Source organism: Pseudodesulfovibrio mercurii, from assembly GCF_000189295.2.
Taxonomy (GTDB): Bacteria; Desulfobacterota; Desulfovibrionia; order Desulfovibrionales; family Desulfovibrionaceae; genus Pseudodesulfovibrio; species Pseudodesulfovibrio mercurii.
This window is the reverse complement of record NC_016803.1, coordinates 1135824-1157371: the sequence shown is the minus strand read 5'-3', so window position 1 is coordinate 1157371 and position 21548 is coordinate 1135824. Positions and strand designations below refer to the sequence as shown.

At 67.7% G+C, this 21548-nt stretch carries 22 protein-coding genes; 10 read left to right on the top strand and 12 right to left on the bottom strand.

All coding sequences use genetic code 11. The features are described from left to right. Window positions 1-259 precede the first annotated feature (259 nt). Window positions 260-1069 carry an electron transfer flavoprotein subunit beta/FixA family protein gene (locus DND132_RS05440; RefSeq protein ID WP_014321704.1) on the top strand — a complete coding sequence of 270 codons (810 nt, stop codon included), beginning with the start codon at window positions 260-262 and terminating at the stop codon, window positions 1067-1069. Between the two features lie 11 nt (window positions 1070-1080). Beyond that, window positions 1081-2088, top strand: coding sequence for an electron transfer flavoprotein subunit alpha/FixB family protein (locus DND132_RS05435; protein ID WP_014321703.1), 1008 nt, complete (start codon window positions 1081-1083; stop codon window positions 2086-2088). A 68-nt stretch (window positions 2089-2156) separates the two neighbouring features. Here the strand turns inward: DND132_RS05435 and DND132_RS17535 are convergent, their stop codons facing one another. From DND132_RS17535 to DND132_RS05420, 3 genes are read right to left on the bottom strand one after another with little or no spacing between them, the layout of a single operon-like run. After that, complete coding sequence (locus tag DND132_RS17535; RefSeq protein WP_014321702.1) at window positions 2157-4208, bottom strand: GAF domain-containing protein; 2052 nt, start codon at window positions 4206-4208, stop codon at window positions 2157-2159. Further along, a complete protein-coding gene (locus tag DND132_RS05425) occupies window positions 4205-4633 on the bottom strand; it encodes a response regulator (protein ID WP_014321701.1) in 429 nt (142 codons plus the stop codon). Before DND132_RS05425 ends, DND132_RS17535 begins: the two co-directional genes overlap by 4 nt. A gap of 41 nt (window positions 4634-4674) precedes the next feature. Further along, a complete protein-coding gene (locus DND132_RS05420) occupies window positions 4675-5028 on the bottom strand; it encodes a DsrE family protein (protein ID WP_014321700.1) in 354 nt (117 codons plus the stop codon). Window positions 5029-5215: 187 nt separating this feature from the next. On the opposite strand from DND132_RS05420, the gene DND132_RS05415 reads away from it, so the two are divergent. Continuing rightward, a complete protein-coding gene (locus DND132_RS05415) occupies window positions 5216-5770 on the top strand; it encodes a cysteine hydrolase family protein (protein WP_014321699.1) in 555 nt (184 codons plus the stop codon). On the opposite strand, the gene hgcB is transcribed toward DND132_RS05415, so the two are convergent. From hgcB to DND132_RS05390, 5 genes are all read right to left on the bottom strand, one after another. Continuing rightward, entirely contained in the window at window positions 5767-6057 is a 291-nt protein-coding gene (gene hgcB / locus DND132_RS05410; protein ID WP_476643947.1) for a mercury methylation ferredoxin HgcB, read from the bottom strand. The genes DND132_RS05415 and hgcB overlap by 4 nt on opposite strands. 11 nt (window positions 6058-6068) lie before the next feature. Continuing rightward, window positions 6069-7259, bottom strand: coding sequence for a mercury methylation corrinoid protein HgcA (hgcA, locus tag DND132_RS05405; protein ID WP_250697411.1), 1191 nt, complete (start codon window positions 7257-7259; stop codon window positions 6069-6071). Continuing rightward, window positions 7256-7600, bottom strand: coding sequence for an ArsR/SmtB family transcription factor (locus DND132_RS05400; RefSeq protein WP_014321695.1), 345 nt, complete (start codon window positions 7598-7600; stop codon window positions 7256-7258). Before DND132_RS05400 ends, hgcA begins: the two co-directional genes overlap by 4 nt. A 69-nt stretch (window positions 7601-7669) precedes the next feature. After that, the gene (rarD, locus tag DND132_RS05395; protein ID WP_014321694.1) at window positions 7670-8602 is read right to left on the bottom strand and encodes an EamA family transporter RarD; all 933 of its coding nucleotides are present in this window, start codon (window positions 8600-8602) and stop codon (window positions 7670-7672) included. 80 nt (window positions 8603-8682) lie between these two features. Further along, window positions 8683-10107 (bottom strand): aminotransferase-like domain-containing protein, encoded by a 1425-nt coding sequence (locus DND132_RS05390; RefSeq protein ID WP_014321693.1) that lies wholly within the window; start codon window positions 10105-10107, stop codon window positions 8683-8685. A 139-nt stretch (window positions 10108-10246) separates the two neighbouring features. Here DND132_RS05390 and DND132_RS05385 point away from each other — a divergent pair, with 139 nt between their 5' ends. The 4 genes from DND132_RS05385 (at window position 10247) to DND132_RS05370 (ending at window position 13985) form a co-directional block, all read left to right on the top strand. Further along, window positions 10247-10957, top strand: a complete 711-nt coding sequence (locus DND132_RS05385; RefSeq protein ID WP_014321692.1) for an AzlC family ABC transporter permease — start codon at window positions 10247-10249, stop codon at window positions 10955-10957. Further along, complete coding sequence (locus DND132_RS05380; protein ID WP_014321691.1) at window positions 10942-11268, top strand: AzlD domain-containing protein; 327 nt, start codon at window positions 10942-10944, stop codon at window positions 11266-11268. The genes DND132_RS05385 and DND132_RS05380 overlap by 16 nt, the downstream gene beginning before the upstream one ends. A 9-nt stretch (window positions 11269-11277) precedes the next feature. Continuing rightward, a complete protein-coding gene (locus tag DND132_RS05375; RefSeq protein ID WP_014321690.1) occupies window positions 11278-11967 on the top strand; it encodes an aspartate/glutamate racemase family protein in 690 nt (229 codons plus the stop codon). A 125-nt stretch (window positions 11968-12092) separates the two neighbouring features. After that, the gene (locus DND132_RS05370; RefSeq protein ID WP_014321689.1) at window positions 12093-13985 is read left to right on the top strand and encodes an AMP-binding protein; all 1893 of its coding nucleotides are present in this window, start codon (window positions 12093-12095) and stop codon (window positions 13983-13985) included. Window positions 13986-14080: 95 nt separating this feature from the next. Here DND132_RS05370 and DND132_RS05365 read toward each other — a convergent pair whose 3' ends face one another. The 3 genes from DND132_RS05365 to DND132_RS05355 form a co-directional block, all read right to left on the bottom strand. Continuing rightward, window positions 14081-14626, bottom strand: a complete 546-nt coding sequence (locus DND132_RS05365; RefSeq protein ID WP_014321688.1) for a peptidylprolyl isomerase — start codon at window positions 14624-14626, stop codon at window positions 14081-14083. Between the two features lie 118 nt (window positions 14627-14744). Next, window positions 14745-15131 carry a response regulator gene (locus DND132_RS05360; protein ID WP_014321687.1) on the bottom strand — a complete coding sequence of 129 codons (387 nt, stop codon included), beginning with the start codon at window positions 15129-15131 and terminating at the stop codon, window positions 14745-14747. Window positions 15132-15299: 168 nt separating this feature from the next. Next, a complete protein-coding gene (locus DND132_RS05355; RefSeq protein ID WP_014321686.1) occupies window positions 15300-15542 on the bottom strand; it encodes a hypothetical protein in 243 nt (80 codons plus the stop codon). A gap of 143 nt (window positions 15543-15685) precedes the next feature. Here DND132_RS05355 and DND132_RS05350 point away from each other — a divergent pair, with 143 nt between their 5' ends. From DND132_RS05350 to DND132_RS05340, 3 genes are all read left to right on the top strand, one after another. Beyond that, the gene (locus DND132_RS05350; RefSeq protein WP_148266948.1) at window positions 15686-18556 is read left to right on the top strand and encodes a sigma 54-interacting transcriptional regulator; all 2871 of its coding nucleotides are present in this window, start codon (window positions 15686-15688) and stop codon (window positions 18554-18556) included. A gap of 149 nt (window positions 18557-18705) precedes the next feature. Then, window positions 18706-19050, top strand: coding sequence for a thioredoxin family protein (locus DND132_RS05345; RefSeq protein ID WP_014321684.1), 345 nt, complete (start codon window positions 18706-18708; stop codon window positions 19048-19050). A gap of 100 nt (window positions 19051-19150) precedes the next feature. Then, window positions 19151-20500 (top strand): radical SAM/SPASM domain-containing protein, encoded by a 1350-nt coding sequence (locus DND132_RS05340; RefSeq protein WP_014321683.1) that lies wholly within the window; start codon window positions 19151-19153, stop codon window positions 20498-20500. A gap of 158 nt (window positions 20501-20658) precedes the next feature. Here the strand turns inward: DND132_RS05340 and aguB are convergent, their stop codons facing one another. Then, complete coding sequence (aguB, locus tag DND132_RS05335) at window positions 20659-21540, bottom strand: N-carbamoylputrescine amidase (RefSeq protein ID WP_014321682.1); 882 nt, start codon at window positions 21538-21540, stop codon at window positions 20659-20661. Window positions 21541-21548 lie beyond the last annotated feature (8 nt).

Below are 21548 nucleotides of genomic sequence, written 5' to 3'. Positions count from 1 at the left end.
GGCGAATGCGACAGGTGATTTCGCCTCCGGCGGCCAAAGGGCGAGCCCTTTGGAGTCCCGCTGTCGCCTTCGGCGAAATAGTTCATTAAAAAAGAGCCAGATATTCGCGGCCAACCCCGCGAAGCGGCGCCAATAAGTTTTGGAGATTCTTAAGAACCTTTTTCAAAAGGTTCTTAAGCCGCCGGAGGCATTCGCCGAAGGCGGTAAATGGACGGCATGAGAAATGCGATTGCCGCCGCTAATCTAAGGAGAACAATGCATGGGTAGTGAATTCCACATCGTGGTCTGCGGGTCCATCGTTCCGGACCCGCTCCAGACGCTCGCGCCCCAGGACGGGCCCGCCGGGCCGTCCCTGAAGAACGAGATGATGCTCCCCGCCGTGCTCGACCCGTGGGCCGGGCACGCCCTGTACGAGGCCGCGAGCCTGGCCGCCAAGAATCCGGGCAGCCAGGTCTGGCTGGTCAGCCTCGGCCCCAAGGCCAAGCTGCAGCAGGTCATGATGTCCGTGGCCCAGAAGGTCCCGTTCCAGCTGGTGGTGGCCGACGGCTCCGCCTCGGGCTTCACCGACGCCTACGAGACCGCCAAGGTCCTGGCCGCGACCATCGAGGGCATCGGCGGGCTGGACAAGTCCAGGCTGCTGCTCTTCGGCGGCTGGCAGTCCGCCTCGCGCGGCTCCGGCGCGGTCATCCAGATGGTCGGCGAGATGCTCGGCGTGACCGAGCAGTTCCAGGGCGTGGACAGGCTCACCGTGGGCGACGACGGCTCCCTGGAGGTGCTTGAGCGCGTGGAGGGCGGTGCGTACCAGAAGTCCGTGGTGGACGGCGCTCCGGCCGCCTTCGGCTGGGCCACCGGCGAGCTGCCCGAGCCGCCGAACAACCCGCAGGTGGGCATGCAGAACATGCAGAAGAACATGCCCGCCCTGATGCAGGCCAAGCCCGCCGACCTGTCCGGCACCAGCCTGAAATTCTCCTCGGTGGAGCTGCCCAGGCAGCGCCGCGAGACCCGCATCGTCAAGGACGTGCCGGTGGAGGAGATGGCCAGGGAAATCGTCGAATGGATCAAGGGCTAGGGGGTATCGCCATGACTGTTTTGTTTCTTGCACACACGGAATGCGACAATTCCCTGCACAAGTCGGCCCTTGAGGTCCTGACCGCCGCCAAGGCGCTGGCCGACGGCCTGGGTGCCGAGCTGGCCGTGGGCCTGATCGGCGCGGACGTTGCCGAGGCCGCCGGGACCATCGGCGGCTGCAACGCCAAATTATACGCGGTGTCCGGCGCGGACTTCGCGGACGGGCGCTACGCCTCGGACCTGGCGGCCGCGGAGGCCATCGCCAAGGCGTGCAGCGCCGAGATCGTCGTGGCCCCGGCCACCTCGCGCTTCAGCCGCGCCCTGCCGGGTCTGGCCGTGCGCCTGGGCGGCCGGGTGGACACCCACCTGTCCGGCCTGTCCGTGGAGGACGGCAAGCCCGTGGCCAAACGCTGGTTCTACCGCCAGCGCATGGAGGGCACCCTGACCCGCGACGAGCGGCCCTGGGTCCTGACCCTCGATTCCGGCTGCGCCGAACCCTTCGAGGGCGCGGGCGCGGCGGACGTGGAGACCCTGGACGTGGCCGTGGCCTCGCGCACCAGGGTGGCGGGCATGGAGTGCGCCTCCGAGGACCAGCAGACCATCCGTCCGGACGCGGCGCTGCTCTTCGTCGCGGGCGCGGGCTGGACCAAGAAGCAGGCCGACGGCGCGACCCACGTGGACGTGGCCGAATCGACCATCCTGTCCTTCTTGGACGCCACCAAGTCGTCGCTCGGCTCATCCAAGTCCCTGGTGGACATCTCGGGCGAGGGCGGCGCGGTCATCTCGTTCCTGACGCACATGCACCAGGTGGGGCAGACCGGCGCGACCCCGCGCCATCCCAAGGGACTGTCCACCTGCTGCCACGGCGAGGAGCCACACGTGGTCGGCTGGCGCTTCATCAAGGAGCGCCGGGCCATCAACCTGGACGCCGGTTGCGGCTGGGCCCAGGGCAAGTGCGACGTGCTCTACGTGGCCGACGCCTTCGCGGTCATGAAGAAGGTCAACGAACTGCTCGGCTGATCCGGGCTCATGGATGCATGATTGAGGCCGTGCCCGCGAGGGTGCGGCCTTTTTTGCGCGGGCCGGGCTCAGACGCGTCCGCGGGTCCGGGCCACCAGGCGCACGGCGTCCAGGAGCCGGTGGGCGTCGAAGGGCTTGGTCACGACATCGTCCATGCCCGCGTCGAGGAACCGGGCGCGGTCTCCCTCGTCGGCAAAGGCGGTCAGGCCGATGATCGGGATGCCCGCGTCGATGCCCTCGGCCGCGCCCGAACGGATGATCTCCGTGACCTCCAGGCCGTTGATGACCGGCATCTGCACATCCATGAGGACCATGTCGAAACCGCCCCGCATCAGGGCGTCGATGGCGCGCTGGCCGTTGTCCACCACGATGGCGGCGTGGCCCTGCGTGCGCAGCAGGCGCGAGGTGGCCAGGGCGTTGATCTCCTCGTCCTCGGCCACCAGGATGTTCAGCTTCGGGTCGGTCGTTTCGTCCGGGGCAGGGAACTCGGTCCAGTTCGTCCGGCGCAGCAGGGGCACCTTCAGGGTGAACACGGACCCCTTGCCCGTGTGGTGTTCGAGTTCGAGGGTTCCGCCCATGAGTTCGGCCAGCTTGCGGGAGATGGTCAGGCCGAGGCCCAGGCCGCTGTACCGCTTGGTCATGTACTCCTCGCCGAGCATGAAGCTCTCGAACACGGCCTCGCGCTTGTCCTCGGGGATGCCCACGCCGGTGTCCGCCACCGAGACGGACAGTGTGATCCCGTCCGGGACGTCCTCGCGCGGCGCGCAGGAGGCGGTCACCGTGACCAACCCCTCCTGGGTGAACTTCACCCCGTTGTGCACCAGGTTGACGATGATCTGACGCAGTTTTTCCCCGTCGCCGTGAGCCCGCGCCGGGACGGAGCCGTCCAGGCGGCAGGCGAGTTGCAGCCCCTTGAGTTCGGCCTGGGGGAGCTGGGGGGTCACGGCGGACCGGATGACGTCGGGCAGGTCGAAGTCCGTCCGGGTCAGCCCGGTGCCGCCGGATTCGATGCTCGACAGGTCGAGCAGGGAGGTCAGCACCCCGGACAGGTTGATGCTCGATTCCAGGCTGAGGGACAGGTATTCCCGCTGTTCCTCGGTCAGCCCCCCGCTGCCCAGGAGGAGTTGGGTCATGCCCATGATGCCGTTTAGGGGGGTGCGCAGCTCGTGGCTCATGTTGGCCAGGAACTGGCTCTTGGCCCGGTCGGCTTGGCGGGCCTCGCGCATGGCCCGGATCAGGTCGGCCTCCATGCGCTTGCGCTGGATGATGTGCCAGACCCCCTCCATGATCAGGGAGAGCTGGACCACGTCGGATTCGGTGTAGTCCTCGTCCTTGTTGGCCACGCCGACCAGCATCCGGATGCGGTTGTTGTCCATGACCGGGACGTTCATGTGTCGGACGAGCGGCACATGCCCTTCGGGGGTGCCCCGCCTGTTCGGGGCCGAGGCGTAGTCGTTGGTGATGATCGGTCGGCGCTGGCGCACGGCCTCGGCCCACAGCCCGGCCCCTTCGATGGCGAAGACCCGCGATCTGTCCTTCACGGTGCACTCGCCCAGGCCGGGCACGGTCCAGGGGCGCAGGAGCAGCCGGGACTCGGTTTCGTCCAGGAAGCCGATGTAGCCCATGCGGCTGTCGGTCATGTACACGCTCTGCACCAGGGCGTAGTCCAGGATGTGCTCTTCGGGTCGGTTGATCATTCGCGACAGGCTGTACAGGGTCTTGAACCGCTGTTCGTCCAGGTCGTTCTTCATCTCCCGCCGTCGCCGCACGGTGATGTCCCGGAGGATGAGGACGAAGAGGGGATCGCCGTCGAGGTCCAGGCCGTGGGAGCGGATCTCCACGGGCGTGGCCCGGCCTTTGCCGCACAGGGTGTGCTCGATGCGCTGGGAGCCGGTCTCGAAGGCGGGCGCGTCTCCGGCCAGGGCCGCGAAATTGGTGATGACCTCGCCGGGCGTCCGGTCCAGCAGTTCCTCCCGGCTCAGGCCGAGCAGGGCGCTGGCGGCCTCGTTGGCCTCGATGATGCGCGCCTCGCCCGGCGGTCCCCCCTCCGTCCGGCAGGCCAGTGCGGCTTCCGGTTCCTGTAGTTTGAGGATGTTGCGGAGGAGGGCTGCGCGGGTCATGGCAGCGGTTTTTTGCCGAGGGTGTCGGCGAGAAACTTGAGCAGCGGAATCTTGCGGATGGGCTTGGCCAGGAAATCGGAGCAGCCCGCCTTCATGGAGCGCTTCCTGTCCTCGTCAAAGGCGTTGGCCGACACGGCCACGATGGGCACCGGGGCGAGCCCCCGCTCCTTTTCGAAGGCGCGGATCTCGCGGGTGGCGTCCAGCCCGTCCAGGACGGGCATGAAGATGTCCATGAGCACCAGGCCGTAGGAGCCGCTCTTGAAGCGTTCCACGGCGTCGCGGCCGTTCATGGCGAAGTCCAGGGCGTAGCCGGAATCGTTCAGGTACAGGGAGAGGAGCATCTGGTTGCTCTCCGAGTCCTCGGCGACGAGGATGTGCACGGGGTTGTCCGGCGCGTGGGTCGTATGGCGCTGCGTGTCGTTCACCTGTGTCTCCGCTCTGTACCCGTTTCCTGCGTCGGCCCGCCTCAGAAGGTCAGCTGGGTCCAGCCGCCCTTGAGCATGTCGGTGAAGGGTTTGCCCACGTAGAGCACGTGTGCGCCCAGCGCTTCGAGGGAGTCGACCACGCCGTAGTTCTCTGCGCAGGCCCGGCAGGCCCAGACCTCCACGCCGTCGTCCAGCATCTCCGTGATCCGCGCCCGGATGTGTCCGTCACGGGCGGCCAGGGCGGCCGAGGGTCCCCAGATGATCAGCCGGACCCGTTCCCACCACCCCTCGCGCAGGGCGTTGTGCGCATACATGAAGGCCAGGTTGTCGGCCACTTCGGGGTCGGAGGAGGTCCAGACGACGCACAGGGAATCGTGCGCGGGCAGGTCGGTCATGGTCGAATCCGGGGCAACAGGGTTTATGTTCGGGTACTTGTCCGATTCTTAATTGTATAGCGCAGGGCCAACGTTCGGGCAAGCCTTCAGATTAGGAAATCGGATATTCGAAAGGGCACATCGGGGAAAGCGATTGGACCCCGTCGCGGCGAGGCGGGTACCGTGACGAAAAAAAACGGAGGCCCACATGCTCACGGCGCTGTTGCTCATCGATCTGCAAAACGACTATTTCCCCGGCGGACGCATGGAACTCGTCGGCGGCCCGGAGGCTTCGGCCCGCGCGGCCGAGGCTCTCGCGTTGTTCCGGAAGCGCGGCCTGCCCGTGTACCACGTCCGCCACGAATCCACGTACGAGGGCGCGACCTTCTTCCTGCCCGGCACCGAGGGCGCGGCCATCCACGGGTCGGTCCGCCCGCTGGAGGGGGAGTCCGTAATCACCAAGCACTATCCCAACAGCTTCCGGGACACGGACCTGCTCGCGCAATTGCGTGCGGCCGGGGTGGAACGGCTGGCCGTGGCCGGAATGATGACCCACATGTGCCTGGACGCCGGGGTACGCGCGGCCGCGGACCTCGGCTTCGATTGCCTGGTCCTGGCCGATGCCTCGGCCACCCGCGACCTCGTCTTCGCCGGGCGGACCATCCCGGCGGGCCAGGTGCACGGCGCGTTTCTGGCCGCCCTGGGCGCGGCCTACGCGCGGGTCCTGACCGTGGCCGAGCTGCCCGCCCTGCTCGCGGACTAGCAGCAGGCGGCGTCGATCTTGCGCCCGGTCAGCCGGTGCAGCCAGACCGAGACCAGGTAGGCGGCGCAGCCCGTGCCGGGGGTGACGGTGATCGCCTCCACCGGGCAGTTGCGGGCGCAGGCCCCGCACTCCATGCAGGCGTCGAAGTCGAGGATGGTCGTCTTGCGCTCCCGCACGGCCAGGATGCGGTGCGGGCAGACGTCCACGCAGGACCCGCAGCCCACGCACTTGTCCGTGTCGAGCGCCAGGCTGGACACGCCGTCGATATAGCGGAAATCCTTCATCATCAGTCTCCCGGTCAACCGAGGAACGGCCCGGCCAGCCACAGCCCTGCGGCGGCCAGCGCGGCCAGTGCCTGGAGCGGCATGCCCCGGCGCATTTCCTTTTCCACGCCCGAGGGCGAGGTGTAGGGGGTCGAGCCCGTGAAATTCATGGCCTGCCAGGAGGCCACGGCCGTGGCCCAGAGCGTCAGGGCCAGGGGGTCGGCCCAGCCGTGCACGGGCAGGTACAGTGCCGCCAGGGTCCCGGCGGCCCCGCCGACCAGCGCGCCTTTGGGCCAGAACTGCCGCCAGGGCAGCCTGTTCAGGAACAGGGGGACCAGCACGCTGCCCGCCAGCGCGCCGACCAGGGTGGCCGTGACGGCCGAGATGCCCCGCTGCCACAGGGCGGGCGGGGAAAAGAGGTCCGGCCCCAGGGCGGAGAGCAGGAAGAGCAGCGGAATGGCCGCGAACAGGGGCTTGCGCAGCTGGTACAGTTCCACCGGGATGAGCGCGGCCCGTTCGCGTAAGGTGAAGGTCACGCCGCGCATGGCCTCGTCCGCCTTGTTGCCGTTGCGCAGGAAGGCGGGCAGGTCCCTGGCCCGGATGGGGCCCCATAGGACCTTGAAGCCGCAGATGCGCTCCACCTCGCGGGCGGCCACGCCCGTGGCGGCCAGCTGGGGCAGGATCAGTTCGCGGTGCTCGACCACCTGGTGCAGCCGGACCGCGTTGACGCTGAAGGCCACCTCGGAAGCGGTGAACAACCCCTTGCCCGCCGCGCACCAGACGTTGATGCCGCGCGTATCCACCACCAGCAGCCAGGCGTCGATGGAGGTCAGCCGCTCGCGCAGGGTGTCGAAGGTCAGCTTGTAGTTGGCGGTGACCAGGACCGGCGAGGTCCGGTCGGGCTCGCCCACGCAGTACAGGCCAGGCACCACCTTGAAGTCGTGGCGGTTGGTGCCCAGGCGGGCGCGCAGATCGCCCACGCGGTCGTCGCGGCGCAGATAGGTGCGCACGCGCGGCACCGGACCGGCCGCCGTCCTGGCGAAGCCGTCCACAAAGGGTTCCACGGCGTAGCCCGGCTTTTCGAAGACCCCGGCACGGGGGTCGGGCCTGGGCCCTCAACAGGGCGCGTCGTCTCGGGCCGGAACGTCCGGCGGGGCCATCAGGGCCAGGGGTTCGAGGGGCTCGGGGGTGGTCCCGGTCAGGGGCTTGTCGTCGAGTCCTTTCATGACGCCTCCTTGGCGAGTCCTGCGCGAAGCAGGGAGCGGACGAGGGGGGCAAAGCGGGCCAGGGTCTCGCGGTCGATGCAATAGCAGGTCCTGGGACCTTCCACCTCACCGCGCACCAGACCGGCATTCTTGAGAATCTTGAGATGCTGACTGACCGTGGACTGGGCCAGGGGCAGCCCTTCGACCAGGCGGCCGCAGACGCAGCGGTCCTCGGCAAGCAGTCGCCGGAGGATGCTGACGCGCGCCGGATGGGCCAACCCCTTGCACACGTCGGCAAGGAACGTCTCGTCGTCGGTCCGGGCCGTGGGGTTGGTCTGCATGGCGTCTTCAGTCTCTTTCATCGTACATCGACGATAGGCGATGAAGCTGCGGTTGTCAACGGTGCGGGGACGGGGCGCGGGACCGGGCCGTCAGGCCGCGTGCCGGGGAGCCGCCGGGCGGCGCAGGCGGCGCTGGTGGCGCATGGTCAGGACCGATTCCACGGTGTAGACGATCAGCCCTGCCCAGATCAGGGCGAAGGTCAGCAGGTGGCTCGGGGTGAACGGCTCCCTGTAGACGTACACGCCGAGCAGGAAGGCGATGGACGGGGAGAGGTACTGGAGCAGCCCCAGGGTGGTCAGTTGCAGCCGCCGGGCCCCGTAGGCGAAGCCGATGAGCGGCGAGGCCGTGACCACGCCCGCGCCCAGGAGCAGCAGGTCCACGGAGAGCCCCTGGTGGAACAGGGCGGACGCGCCGTGGGCCTGGAGCCAGAGGATGTAGCCCAGGGCGAAGGGCCCCAGCACCATGGTCTCGAGGAATAGGCCGGGCAGGGACTCCACTGAGGCGATCTTGCGCAGCAGCCCGTACAGGCCGAAGCTCACGGCCAGGGCCAGGGAGATCCACGGCAGCTCGCCGTGGGCCATGACCGAGTTGGCCACGCCCAGGGCGGCCAGGCCGATGGCCACTGTCTGGAGCGGGCGCAGCCGCTCGCGGAAGAAGACGAAGCCGAGCAGGACGTTGACCAGGGGATTGATGTAATAGCCCAGGCTGGTCTCGAGCACGTGGTCGGTGTTCACGGCCCAGATGTACAGCAGCCAGTTGCAGCCGATCATGAGCGAGCTGGCCGTCAGGATGAGCAGGTCGCGCGGCGACTTGAGCGGGGAGAAGGTCTCGCCCCACCCCCGGCGCAGGGTCAGGATGACCGCGATGAAGACCAGGGACCAGACCACCCGGTGGCAGAGGATCTCGAAGGGGTTCACGGTGATCAGGCCCTTCCAGTAGACGGGCAGGAGGCCCCAGCCCAGGAAGGCGGCCAGGGCGGCGGCGAAGCCGTAGGATGTCTGTTTCGGGTCGATGGGGCGCATGGTCTCCTCTCGGGGTTTCGGAAGCGCGAAGATACTCGGGGAGGCCCTGGCGGTAAAGTCGGAAAACGTGATGGCCCCGATCAGGACGCGCACATGGACCCGGCCAGGCGGCCCAGGGTGCGCACGCCCTGTTCCAGTTCGTCGGTCCACGGGCAGCCGCAGCTCAGCCGGATGTAGTTGGCGAACTTGTCCTGGGTGGAGAATATGGCCCCCGGTGCGATGCCCACGCCCTCGGCCCGGGCCTGGAAGAACAGCTCCGCCCCGTCCACGGACCGGGGCAGCTCCAACCACAGGACCGCGCCGCCCACCGGGTGCGTCACGCGGGTCCCGGCCGGGAAATGGCGGCCCAGGTGGAGCTGCATGGTGTCCATCTGCCGCTCCAGGTCCGTGCGCAGCCGCTTCAGGTGCCGTTCCAGCCGCCCCTGGCGCAGGTATTCGGCGATGGCCATCTGGGCCGGGGCCGAGCTGGACACGTTGGTGGTGGCCTTGATCTCGAGCGCCTTCTGCCGGTACCGGCCGGGCAGCATCCAGCCCACCCGGTAGCCGGGCGCTATGGTCTTGGAAAAGGAGGAGCAGAGCAGGACCAGCCCCTTCCGGTCGAACTGCTTGTAGGTGCCGGGCCGCTTCGGGCCGAAGTGCAGGTCCGTGTACACGTCGTCCTCCACCAGGGGGATGTCGCGCTCGGCCAGCATGGCCACGATCTCCGCCTTGGCCTCGTCCGGGGTCAGGCTTGAGTCCGGGTTGTTGAAGTTGGGCGCCAGCACGCAGGCCGCGATGTCGAAGGTCTTGAGCGCGCGGGCCAGCTCCTCGGGCGCGACCCCGCGCTCCGGGTCGGACGGCACCTCGATGGTCCGCAGCCCCAGGGTTTCGAGCAGCTGGAGGAAGCAGTAGTAGGTGGGCGACTGGATGAGCACGGTGTCGCCCCGGCGGCAGATGGAGCGCAGGGAGAGGTACAGGGCCTCCATGCACCCGGCGGTGATCAGCGGGTCGTCGGGCTCGGCCGGGATGCCGAACTCCATGGAGCGGTAGGCGATCTGCCGGATGAGCTTGGGGTCGCCGGGGATGGGCGCGTAGCCCATGGCCCGCTCGGGCTCGGCCCGGACCATGGCCGCCGTGATCCGCCCCAGCTCGCGTAGCGGCATGCGCTGGGGGCCGGGCGCGATGACGTCCAGCGCCACGCGGTCCGCCGCGCCCACGGATTCGAGCACGGTCTGGATGAGCCCGATGCGCGTCACCGGCCTCGGTTGCCTCATGGGCGTGGGCGCGGTCTCGGTGCGCGGCAGCCGCCGGGACTCCCGGCGCACGAAGAACCCGGACCGGGGCCGGGACTCGATGACCCCCTTGCGTTCCAGTTCGAGGTACGCCTGGTTGACCGTGGACACGGACACGCCGAGCTTGACGCTCAGGGAGCGCAGGGAGGGCAGCTTGTCGCCCAGCGCCAGCGCGCCCGCGTCGATCATGGTCATGACGTTCTTTTCCACGGTGCGGTAGCGGTAGGTGTCCATGGTTCCCCGGAATCTGTTTCGTATGATTTTTGTTTGAACTGTATCTGTACCGATTACAGATTTTCGGCTTTACTGCAAGGCGTGGATACAGCAGATTAACCGGGCCATGGCCCGAAAAACGCTCAGAGAGACGCTTGTCATGACCACCCAAGCCCTTGCCGGGGAGCAGCCCGGCTCGCCCATGCTGTCCGCCGCCCGCCAGGTGGCGCCCATCGTCATGGGCTACCTGCCCGTGGGCGCGGCCTACGGCGTCCTGGCCCAGCAAGCCGGACTGTCCCTGCTCAACACCGTGCTCATGTCGGTCCTGGTCTACGCCGGGTCCGCCCAGCTCATCGCCGTGGCCATGTTCGCGGCGGGCCTCAACCCGGTGTCCATCATCGCCACCACCTTCGTGGTCAACCTGCGCCACCTGCTCATGAGCGCCTCGCTCGCCCCGAACCTCAAGTCCTGGAACAAGTGGGAGCTGGCCCTGTTCGCCTACGAGGTCACGGACGAGTCCTTCGCCGTGCACTCGGTGCGCTTCGCGCGCGGCGACCTGAACAAGACCACCTGCTTTGGCATCAACGGCCTGGCCCAGGTCTCCTGGGTGCTGGCCTCGTTCGCGGGCTATTTCGCCGGGGCGTCCATCCCGAGCGTGGAGCCGCTGGGCATCGACTACGCCCTGCCCGCCATGTTCATCGCCCTCCTGGTCATGCAGATGAAGAACGGCCTGCACGTCCTGGTGGCCGGGTTCAGCGGGCTGCTCGCCCTGGTCCTGAACCAGGCGGGCGCGGCCCAGTGGTCGGTCATCCTGGCCACGGTCATCGGCGCAACCTTCGGCGCGGGAGTGGAATCATGGACCAGAAAATAGTCTTCCTGACCATCGTCGGCATGCTCGCCGTGACCTACATCCCGCGCATGGTCCCGCTGGTGGCCCTGGCCTCCCGGACCCTGCCCGAATCCGTGGTCCGCTGGCTGTCCTACGTCCCGGCGGCGGTCCTGTCGTCCATGCTCTTCCCGGCCCTGCTGCTCCGGGACGGCAGGGTGGACGTGTCCCTCGACAACTACTTCCTGTGGGCCGCGGTCCCGGCCTTCCTGCTGGCCTGGCGGACCAGGTCCTTTTTCGGCACCGTGGCCCTGGGCATGATTCTGGTGGCGGCGGGCCGCTACTTCCTCGCATAGGAGCGCATCATGAAGACCATCGGACTCATCGGCGGCATGAGCTGGGAATCCTCCCTGGAATACTACCGGGTCATGAACCAGGCGGTGAAGGCGGAGCTGGGCGGCCTGCATTCGGCCCGCATCCTCATGAACTCCGTGGACTTCGCCCCCCTGCGCGAACTGATGTGCGCGGGCGACTGGGCGGGGGTGGGCAATCGGCTGGCCGACGCGGCCCGCACCCTGGAGTCGGCCGGGGCCGAACTCATGGTCATCGGCACCAACACCATGCACAAGGTGGCCGACCGGGTGGCCGAGGCGGTCTCCGTGCCCCTGGTGCACATCGCCGACGCCACGGCCGAGGCCGCCCGCGCGGGCGGCTATGCCAGGGTCGCCCTGCTCGGGACCATCTTCACCATGGAGGACGATTTTTACGTGGGGCGTCTCCAGGACCACGGCTTCGAGGTCCTGGTGCCCGAGGCCGGGGACCGCAAACTCGTGGACCGGGTCATCTTCGACGAGCTGTGCCGGGGCGAGTTCCTGGACGGCTCACGCGCCGAGTTCCTGCGCATTATCGAGGAACTGGCCGCGCGCGGGGCCGAGGCGGTCATCCTCGGCTGCACCGAGATCGGCCTGCTGGTCCGGCCCGGCGACACCGACGTGCCCACCCTGGACACCTGCCGCATCCACGCCGAGACCGTGGTCCGGGCGGCCCTGGACTGATCCGGTCCGGCCCGGCCTTCGGTCCCGCATCCCCATCCCGTGCTTGACGCGGGCCCGTAACGTGATATGGCATGTTGGCGCGCCGCTGGGGCCCGCTTTTGTCTCATGATCATCGGGGAGGGTGCGTGAGCGATACTGCCGACATGACCTTGAAGGATTTGCTGGATCGTTCCGTGGAACGGTTCCCGGACCGCATCGCCCTGGCCTTCGTGGGCGGCGAGCCCATGACCTATGCCCGGTTCGGCCGGAACGTGCGTGAATTGCAGACCGTGCTGCGCGGGCTGGGCATCAAGCCCGAGGACAAGGTCGCCCTCATCGGCGAGAACATGCCCAACTGGGCCGTCAGCTATTTCGCCGTGACCACCATGGGGGCCGTCGTGGTGCCCATCCTCCAGGAGTTCCACCCCAGCGCGGTGCAGCACATCCTGCGCCACTCCGAGGCGCGCATGGTCATCGCCTCCCGCCGCTACATGGACAAGGTCGAGGGCGAGGACGAGTCCTTTGTCGAGATCGTCATGGTCATGGACGACTTCTCCATGGAGGACGGGGAGGGGACCCGGACCACCTTCCGCGAGGCCCTGGACAATGCGGGAGGGCGCATCGAGCAGTTCGCCGAGGCCGCCCTGGACCGGGTGGAACACCTGGGCGAGGCGGCCCGCGACAAGCTGCCCGAGACGGCCCGTGAGCGCATGAACCGGTTCAGCGACACCGCCCGGGAAAAGATGGAGAAGTTCTCCGATTCCTACAAGGAGACCGTGGAGCGCTTTTCGGACACGGCCCGCAGGCCCGTGGAGTGGTTCAGCGCCTCGGCCCGCCGGTTCATCGACCGGAAGACCGGCGCGCCCTTCGAGCTGACCGCCGATCACGTGGCCGCCATCCTCTACACCTCGGGCACCACCGGCCACTCCAAGGGCGTGGTCCTGACCCACCGCAACCTGGTCCAGAACTGTATTTCCGGGGTCGGGACCATCGAGGTCCTGGCCACCGACCGCTTCCTGTCCGTGCTGCCCATGGCCCACACCTACGAGTGCACCGTGGGCCTGCTCATCCCCATCCTGTCCGGCAGCGCGGTCTACTACCTGCAAAAGCCCCCGACCCCCAAGACCCTGCTGCCCGCCATGCAGCAGGTCAAGCCCACGATCATGAACGTGGTCCCCCTGATCATCGAGAAGATCTACCGCAGCCGGATCAAGAAGAAGCTGACCGGCTCGGGCGTGGCGCGGGGGCTGATGAAGATCGGCCTGACCCGGCGCAAGCTTTCCCAGGTGGCGGGTAAAAAGCTCATCGAGGCCTTCGGCGGCGAACTGCGCTGCCTGTGCATCGGCGGCGCGCCCCTGGCCCCGGAGGTGGAGCTCTTCCTGATCGACGCCAAGGTGCCCTACGCCAAGGGGTACGGCATGACCGAGACCGCGCCGCTCCTGGCCGGGATCAACATGCAGGAGCAGCGCTTCCGGGTCATCGGCCCGGCCATTCCCGGCGTGGAGCTGAAGATCGACGACCCGGACCCGGCCACGGGCGAGGGCGAGATCCTGGCCAAGGGGCCCAACGTCATGCGCGAGTACTACAAGGCCCCCAAGGACACCGAGGCGACCTTTACCGAGGATGGCTGGCTGCGTACGGGCGACCTGGGCAAGTTCGAGGACGGCTACCTGTGGCTCAAGGGGCGGCTCAAGAACGTCATCATCGGGCCCAGCGGGGAGAACATCTACCCCGAAGAGGTGGAGTCGGTCATCAACGCCAGCGACTACGTCCTGGAATCCCTGGTCTACGAATCCGCCGGTCGGCTGGTGGCCCGCGTGCACCTGAACTACGACGTCCTGGACGAGCAGTTCGACGTGCGCAAAATGATCGAGTCCGAGGTGCGCGACAAGGTCCGCAAGATCCTCGACGACCTCCACAAGGAGGTCAACGCCAAGGTCTCCACCTTCGCCCGGCTGAACCGCGTGGTCGAACAGGTCGAACCCTTCGAGAAGACGCCCACCCAGAAGATCAAGCGGTTCCTGTACACCGACCAGTAGCGTCCGGAGGGGCGTCCGGTCCGCTCCATGCGCAGAAGGACGAAAAAGTCCCCGGTTCCGTTGGGAGCCGGGGACTTTTTGTTACGCCGTGGAGGCTACTGCGCGTCGGCGGCCACGCGCAGGCTGATGATCTTGTCGGGGTTGCTGACCATGCCGTTCTGGCCGGTCCCCTTCTTGATCTGGTCCACGAACTCCATGCCCGAGACGACCTGGCCCCAGACGGTGTACTGGCCGTCGAGGAACGGGGCGGGCGCGAAGCATATGAAGAACTGGCTGTCCGCGCTGTCCGGGTCCGAGGCGCGGGCCATGCCCACGGTGCCGCGCTGGAACGGGGCGTTGCTGAATTCGGCGGGCAGGGTCATGCCGGAACCGCCCCGGCCGGTGCCGGTGGGGTCGCCGGTCTGGGCCATGAACCCGTCGATGACCCGGTGGAAGACGATGCCGTCATAGAATTTCATGCGCGCCAGCTCCTTGATTCGGGCCACGTGTCTGGGGGCCAGGTCCGGTCGCATCTCGATGACCACCCGGCCGGAGGCCAGATCCAGGTACAGGGTGTTTTCCAGGTCCTGGGCCAGGGCGGCCGGGCAGACCGTCAGGACGAGCAGGGCGCAGACAAAGAGGGATTGCAGCAGGCTTTTCATTTCGCTCCCGTGGGTTGTGTTGGAGGTTGGGCGCAACGTTGCCGCGCCGCGTCCATACGGGTGTAGCGATTTTCGCCGGGGAAGGGAAGCGGCGCGCCCGGTTTTCCGCGCGGGCCGGTCAGTTGCGGCAGGTCTTGCCTGGCCCCAGGCAGCGGGTGATGTAGTCCTGAAGCTCCTCGCGCTCCAGGGGCTTGGCCAGGAACAGGGTGGCCCCGAGCTTGAGCAGGTTGGAGATGTCGTTGATGCCGACCACGGCGGACATGATGATGATCGGCAGGTCGTCGAACTGCTGGTCGCCGCGCAGTGTCTTGATCAGTTGCTGGCCGTCCATCTCGGGCATCATGATGTCGGTCAGGAGCAGCTCGAAGTCGTTGTTGGCCATGAGGGATTCATAGGCGTGCCTGCCGTGCGGGCTGACAAAGGCCGTGTGCCCGAGTTCCTCGACGATCTTGACGGCGAGTTTCTGGGAAATGCGGTCGTCCTCGGCGATCAGTATCTTGGCCATGGCTCCCCTCCTGGTTGCGCGGCGTGCGACTGTGCGGACGTACCGAAGGCATAGCAGACAACCCACACCGTGTCATCGGCGTTAGAATTGTTCCGCATGGAAAATAATGGGTCGGGGAAGGAGGGGAGGGGGTTGGCCGCGTCCGCCGGGGCGGGCGCGGCCGGGAAATCAGATCTTCTTGATGTGCATTACATCGCCGAATTCACAGGTAATCTGGTAATTGCCGTCGCCGGTTTCGACGACGAAATCGTTGCCGGGGAACAGGGTGCAGGCCGGGGCGAACCCGTCGTTGACCATAATGTCCTTGGCTTCTCCGTTGGATTCGAACCTGACCGTGGTCCCGTCCGCCAGAGTAATCATTTCCCCATGATGGACGTCAACGGGCAGATCGGCTTCGGTAAAAGATGACATACAATCCTCCTGAGTTATGGATAAGGCTCCACCATATGTGGGGCTATACACCCTGAAAAGGGAAATGAACAGTCAAAAAGGAGGTGTATCGGTACGGGGCTGGTTTTCGCGGGACAAGTGATGTATGGGTCATTCCAGGAGATATGCCGGTGAGCTCGACCATCCTTGTCGCCGACGGCGACGCTTCCATACGCGCCCTGATCAAGGACATCCTCGAAGCCCGGGGATACGAGGTGGAGACCGCCTCCAGCCCGGCCTCCGCGGCCGCGCTCATGGCCCGGCGCGGACCGGCCCTGGTCCTGGCCGCCCACGGCAAGGACGAGGACGGCGGCTCCCTGGTGCACGAGGCCGCCCGGCTCGGCCTGGTCACGCCGGTCATCCTGCTCATCTCCGCGGCCATCGACAACCCCGGACGCCTGGCCAGGGACTGCGGTGCCATGGCCTACGTGCAGAAGCCCGTGGTCCGCGCCCAGCTGGAGATGCTCGCCCGCCTCGGCCTGGCCGAGAACGAGCTGCGCTCCACGGCCCTGGTGCAGGAGGCCCGGCTGTCCACCGCCCAGGCATTCCTGCGCTCCCTGCTCGACGCCGACGAGGGCGTCACCTTTCTGCTGGACGAGACCGCCTCGGTCATCGAGTGCAGCGGCCCGCTGGAGAGCCTGCTCGGCCGGGACGTGGGCGAATGCGCCGGCCGGGCCTATCCGTCGCTCTTCCCGGAGTCCGTGATGAACCTGCACGAGGGGGCCATCGCCAAGGCCCGGACCACCGGCGAGGCGGCCCGGCTCGAGGAGCACCGGGGCGGCATGGTCCTGGAGACCCGGGTGCGGCCCGTGTTCCGGGGCGACATCCTGTCCGGGTTCGTGGTCTCCCTGCGCGACATCACGGCCCGGCGGCGCAGCGAGGTCGGCCTGGCCGAGAGCGAGAAGCAGTACCGCAGCGTGTTCGCCGGGGCCACGGACGCCATCATCCTGGTGGACCGCGAGGCCGGTGCGGTCATGGAGTGCAACGACGCGGCCGCCCGCGCCCTGGGCTATGAGCCGGGCGGGATGCGCGGCGTGTCCATCCGGGGGCTGGTGGCCCACCCGGAGCAGGTCCTGTCGGCCATGACCCACGGCGGGGATCGGGTCTCCTACGACTATCTCAAGCGCCGCAACGGCACCTCCTTCCCGGTGGAGCTGTCCATCAGTCATTTCACCAACGCGGGCCGGGAGGTGTGCATCCTCTACGCCCAGGACATCTCCCGGCGCAAGATCGTGGAGGAGGCCCTGCGCGAGGGCGCGCGGCTGTACCGGGCCGTGGTCGAGGACCAGACCGAGCTCATCTGCCGCTACGGCATGGACGGCCGGCTGACCTTCGTGAACAACGCCTTCGAACGGTTCGCCGGTCTGGACGAGGACGAGATTCTGGGCCGGGAGGTCTTCGACTTTCTGGGCTCCATGGACCGCCGGGCCCTGGGCGAATGGCTGGAACATTTCGATCCCGCGCGGCCCGTGTTCGATCGGGAGGTCCGCCAGGTCCGCTCGGACGGGGAGGAGCGCTGGATCTCCTGGACCCACCGGGCCGTGCTCGACGACCGCAACCGGGTGGTGGAGATCCAGGCCGTGGGCCGCGACGAGACCGAGCACAAGGCCGCCGAGAGCGCCCTGGCCCTGGCCACCGAGGAGAAGGAGCAGTACCGCCTGAACCTGGAGGCCACCTTCGCCTCCATCCCGGACGCCATCCTGACCGTGGACTCCGACCTGTCGATCATCACCTCCAACAACGCGGCCAAGGCCCTGTTCGGGTTCGACGAGGAGCGCTCCAGGGGGCACAGGTTCGAGGAGGTGGTCGGGGACGAGTCCAACCCCTGCGTCCAGGTGCTGCGCCAGGTCCTGGCCACGGACAAGCCCGTGCGCGGCTACGAGATCGAGTTGAGGACCCCGGTCATGGGCGAACGCATGGTCGAGATCAACTGCTCGCCCCTGGAGGACAGGGAACGCCACCATGCGGGCGCGGTGCTCATCGTGCGCGACATCTCCCACATCGCGGACCTGGAGAAGCAGTTGCAGCAGCGCCACGGGTTCCGGAGCATCGTCGGCCGCAGCGGCCCAATGCAGGACATCTACCAGCTCCTGGAACAGCTCTCGTCCCTGGACTCCATCGTGCTCATCCTGGGCGAGTCCGGCACGGGCAAGGAGCTGGCCGCCGAGGCCCTGCACCACGGCGGGGTGCGCGCGGGCAAGCCGCTCATCAAGGTCAACTGCTCGGCCCTGTCCGAGAGCCTGCTGGAGAGCGAGCTGTTCGGTCACGTGCGCGGGGCCTTCACCGGTGCGGTCCGGGACAAGGTCGGACGCATCCAGGCGGCCCAGGGCGGCACCCTGTTCCTGGACGAGATCGGCGACATCTCCCCCATGCTCCAGCTCAAGCTCCTGCGTTTCCTGGAGAGTCGCGAATACGAACGGGTGGGCGAGTCCAGGACCTATACCGCGGACGTGCGCATCATCGCGGCCACCAACGCGAATCTGCGCGAATCCGTGCGCCGGGGGGCCTTCCGCGAGGACCTGTACTACCGGCTCAACGTCATGCCCGTGACCATGCCGCCCCTGCGCGACCGGCAGGCGGACATCCCCCTGCTGACGGACCACTTCCTGGGCGTGTTCGCGGATAATTTCGGCAAGCATTTCGACGGGGTGTCCGAGGAGGTCATGGACCTGCTCCTGACCTATTCCTGGCCGGGCAATGTGCGCGAATTCAAGCACGCCCTGGAACACGCCTGCATCCTGTCGCCGGGCAAGACCATCGAGGTCAAGCACCTGCGCAAGGACCTGGTGGATCAGATCCGGGGCCAGGTCCGCGAACCTTCGGTCCAGCCCGAACCCCTGGTCCCGGCCTCCTTCGCCGTGCACAAGCCGGGCCGGGAGGACGTCCTGGCCGCCCTGGTCGAGTGCGGGGGCAACAAGGTCCGGGCCGCGCGCCTGCTGGGCATGCACCGGGCCACCCTGTACCGCAAGCTCAAGGGGTGGGGCCTGGACGGCTGAGCCCGGACCGTCGCGTCCCGCATCCGGCGGGATGAAGTTATAACCATACTAACGAGTTGATGTAATGCAACACGGCTCGCTCCCTGCTATGTGTCGGAGTAAGCCCGGACGGCGGACCTTCGGCCCGCGTTCCGGCGAGGAGCGAACGCATGCGCACGATCAAGATCATCGAGCCACAGGCCATCGACATGGAACTGCACAGCGGCGGCTCTCCTCTGCTGATCGCCTTCCTGAAACGGAATGAAAAATATTCCGTGCAGTTGCAGGTCCTGGAAACGGCTCACCGGGCCCACGGCGACACCGTTCGGTTCTTCCTGTACAACGCCGACTACCTGGACACGGCCACCGAGCGCTTCGCGGTCAAGGGCACGCCCACCTTTCTGCTGTTCCACGGCGGCCGCGAGATCAACCGGCTCATCGGCGAGTCGGACGGCGCGACCCTGGACGAGTTCATCGGCACCTCGGTGTCCGGTCTGACCTCCCCGGCCGGATAGGGGGACCCCGCCGGGAACGGGCCGCTTGCACCCCTCGACGGCGCGTCCGCTTTGCCGTATACAGGCGGTTCCCCCGACCCAACCCCATGGAACCGCCGTCATGAACCGCCCCCAGACATTTCCCGCTCCCGCCGCCACCCGTCCGGAACCGTCCTTTCCGTCCCGGCTCCAGGTGGAGGTGACCACGCGCTGCAACATGCGCTGCGCCATGTGCGTCAAGTCCGCCCCGGACAGCGACATCCCCGAGACCGACCTGGACCTCGACGCCTTCCGGCGGCTTGAACCGGCCCTGGCCCGGTGCGAGGCATTGGTCCTCAACGGCATCGGCGAGCCCCTGCTCAATCCCGACCTGCCGGACATGGCCGCCTTTGCCCGGTCCGTCATGCCCGCGTCCGGCTGGATCGGCTTCCAGACCAACGGGCTGTTGGTCACGGAATCCCTGGCCCACCGTCTGGTCGAATCCGGCGTGGATACCTTCTGCGTCTCGGTGGACACCCTGGAGATGGGCCTCGCGGCCGGGGGCGAGCTGCACGGCATGACCGGGGCGGCCCGCCTGGAGCGCGCCTTCCGCCTGCTGCGCCGGGCAGGGGAGCGGTACGGCCGGAGCCTGCGCCTGGGCCTGGAATTCGTGCTCATGCGCGACACCGCCGACCAGCTGCCCCTGGTCGTCCGCTGGGCCGGGGAGATCGGCCTGGACTTCGCCATAGTCTCCCACGTGTTGCCCTACGACCAGGCCATGCAGGATCAGTCCCTGTTCAACCCCAACACCCCGGCGGCCACGGCCCTGTTCGAAAAATGGCAGGCCAGGGCGGCGGAACAGGGGCTCGACCTGCACGACCAGCAGGGCGTGGCCTGGAAGTTCGTCAAGTCGGACCGGGAGAAGCGGCTGCTCGAGCTGGTCAAGGGGTTGCTCGCCGAGGCCGAGGCCTCGGGCGTGTGGGTCCACCTGCCCCACCTGCTCGAATGGGACCGGCGCAACCTCGACGGGGCGGAGCGGGACTTGGCGCATCGTTTCCGGCAGGCCGGGGACGCGGCCCTGCGCGCCGGGCTGGAGCTGCGCCTGCCGCCCCTCAAGGCCCGCGACGAGCGGCGCTGCCATTTCGTGGAGGATGGCACGGCCTTCGTCACCTCGCAGGGGGACGTCAGCCCGTGCCAGTTCCTGTGGCACCAGTACGCCTGCCACCTGGACGGCGGCAAAAAGGTGGTCCGGCCGTGGCTCTTCGGGAACATCCGCGAGCGCGACCTGGTGGACATCTGGCGGGGCGCTTCCTACGCGGATTTCCGCCGCCAGGTGCTGGAATACGAATACCCCTATTGCTCCAACTGCCCGTTCGTGCCCTGCGACGACATCAAGGGAGCGCCCTTCGATTTCGACTGCGACTGCCTGGGCGCGACCATCCCCTGCGGCCATTGCCTGTGGTGCATGGGCGGCCTGCAGTGCCTGCTCTGACCCATTCCCCCAAGGCGTAGGGGGGGCAGCGGGGTGAACCCCTGCACGCCGGAGGCGAAGCCATCCGATAACGCCGCCAAGCGATTTCCTCCCCCGATTGCAACAAAAAAGGGCGCCCGGCCAAACCGGGCGCCCTTTTCGTTGCGGGGTCGCTTCCCCTAGTCGGCCGGGGTGTGGCCGTCGAGGGTCAGGAGGGTCCGGTAGTGTTTCGGCCGCCGGTCGCGGTAGAAGCCCCAGCCGGTGCGGAAGTTGCGGATCTCGTCGAAGTCCACCTCGGCGGTGAACACGCCCTGGGTGGTCCGGTCGGCGTCGGCCAGGAGCGCGCCCATGGGGTCGGTGATGAAGGACGAGCCGTAGAAGGTCATGGTCACGTCGTCGTCGGTCTCGGTGCCGATGCGGTTGGACGCGCAGACCGGCAGGATGTTGGCGGCCGCGTGGCCCTGCTGGGTGCGCCGCCAGTGCGGCATGGAGTCGCAGTCCGGCATGGTCGGCTCAGAGCCGATGGCCGTGGGGTACAGGAGCACGTCCGCGTCCATGAGCGCCATGCACCGGGCGGCCTCGGGGTACCACTGGTCCCAGCAGATGCCCAGGCCGACCTTGCCGAAGGCGGTCTCCCAGACCTTGAAGCCGGTGTCGCCGGGGTTGAAGTAATACTTCTCCTCGTAGCCCGGTCCCTGGGGGATGTGGGTCTTGCGGTACAGCCCGAGCATGCGGCCGTTCGCGTCCATCATGGCCATGGAGTTGTAGTACGCCTTGCCCGCGCGTTCGAAGAAGGACACGGGCAGGACCACGCCGAGTTCCTTGGCAAGGGCGGAGAAGCGGGCCAGGAGCGGGTCGTCGGGGCGCGCCTCGTGGGCCAGGGAGAAGTACTCGAACTTCTGCTTCTTGCAGAAGTACGGTCCTTCGAACAGTTCCTGGAGGAGGATGATCTGCGCGCCGCGTGCGGCCGCCTCGCGGACCAGGGCTTCGGCCCGGTCCACGTTGGCTTTGAGGTCGTCGGTGCAGGCCATCTGGGTGACTGCCAGAGTGGTTTTGCTCATGCTGCGCT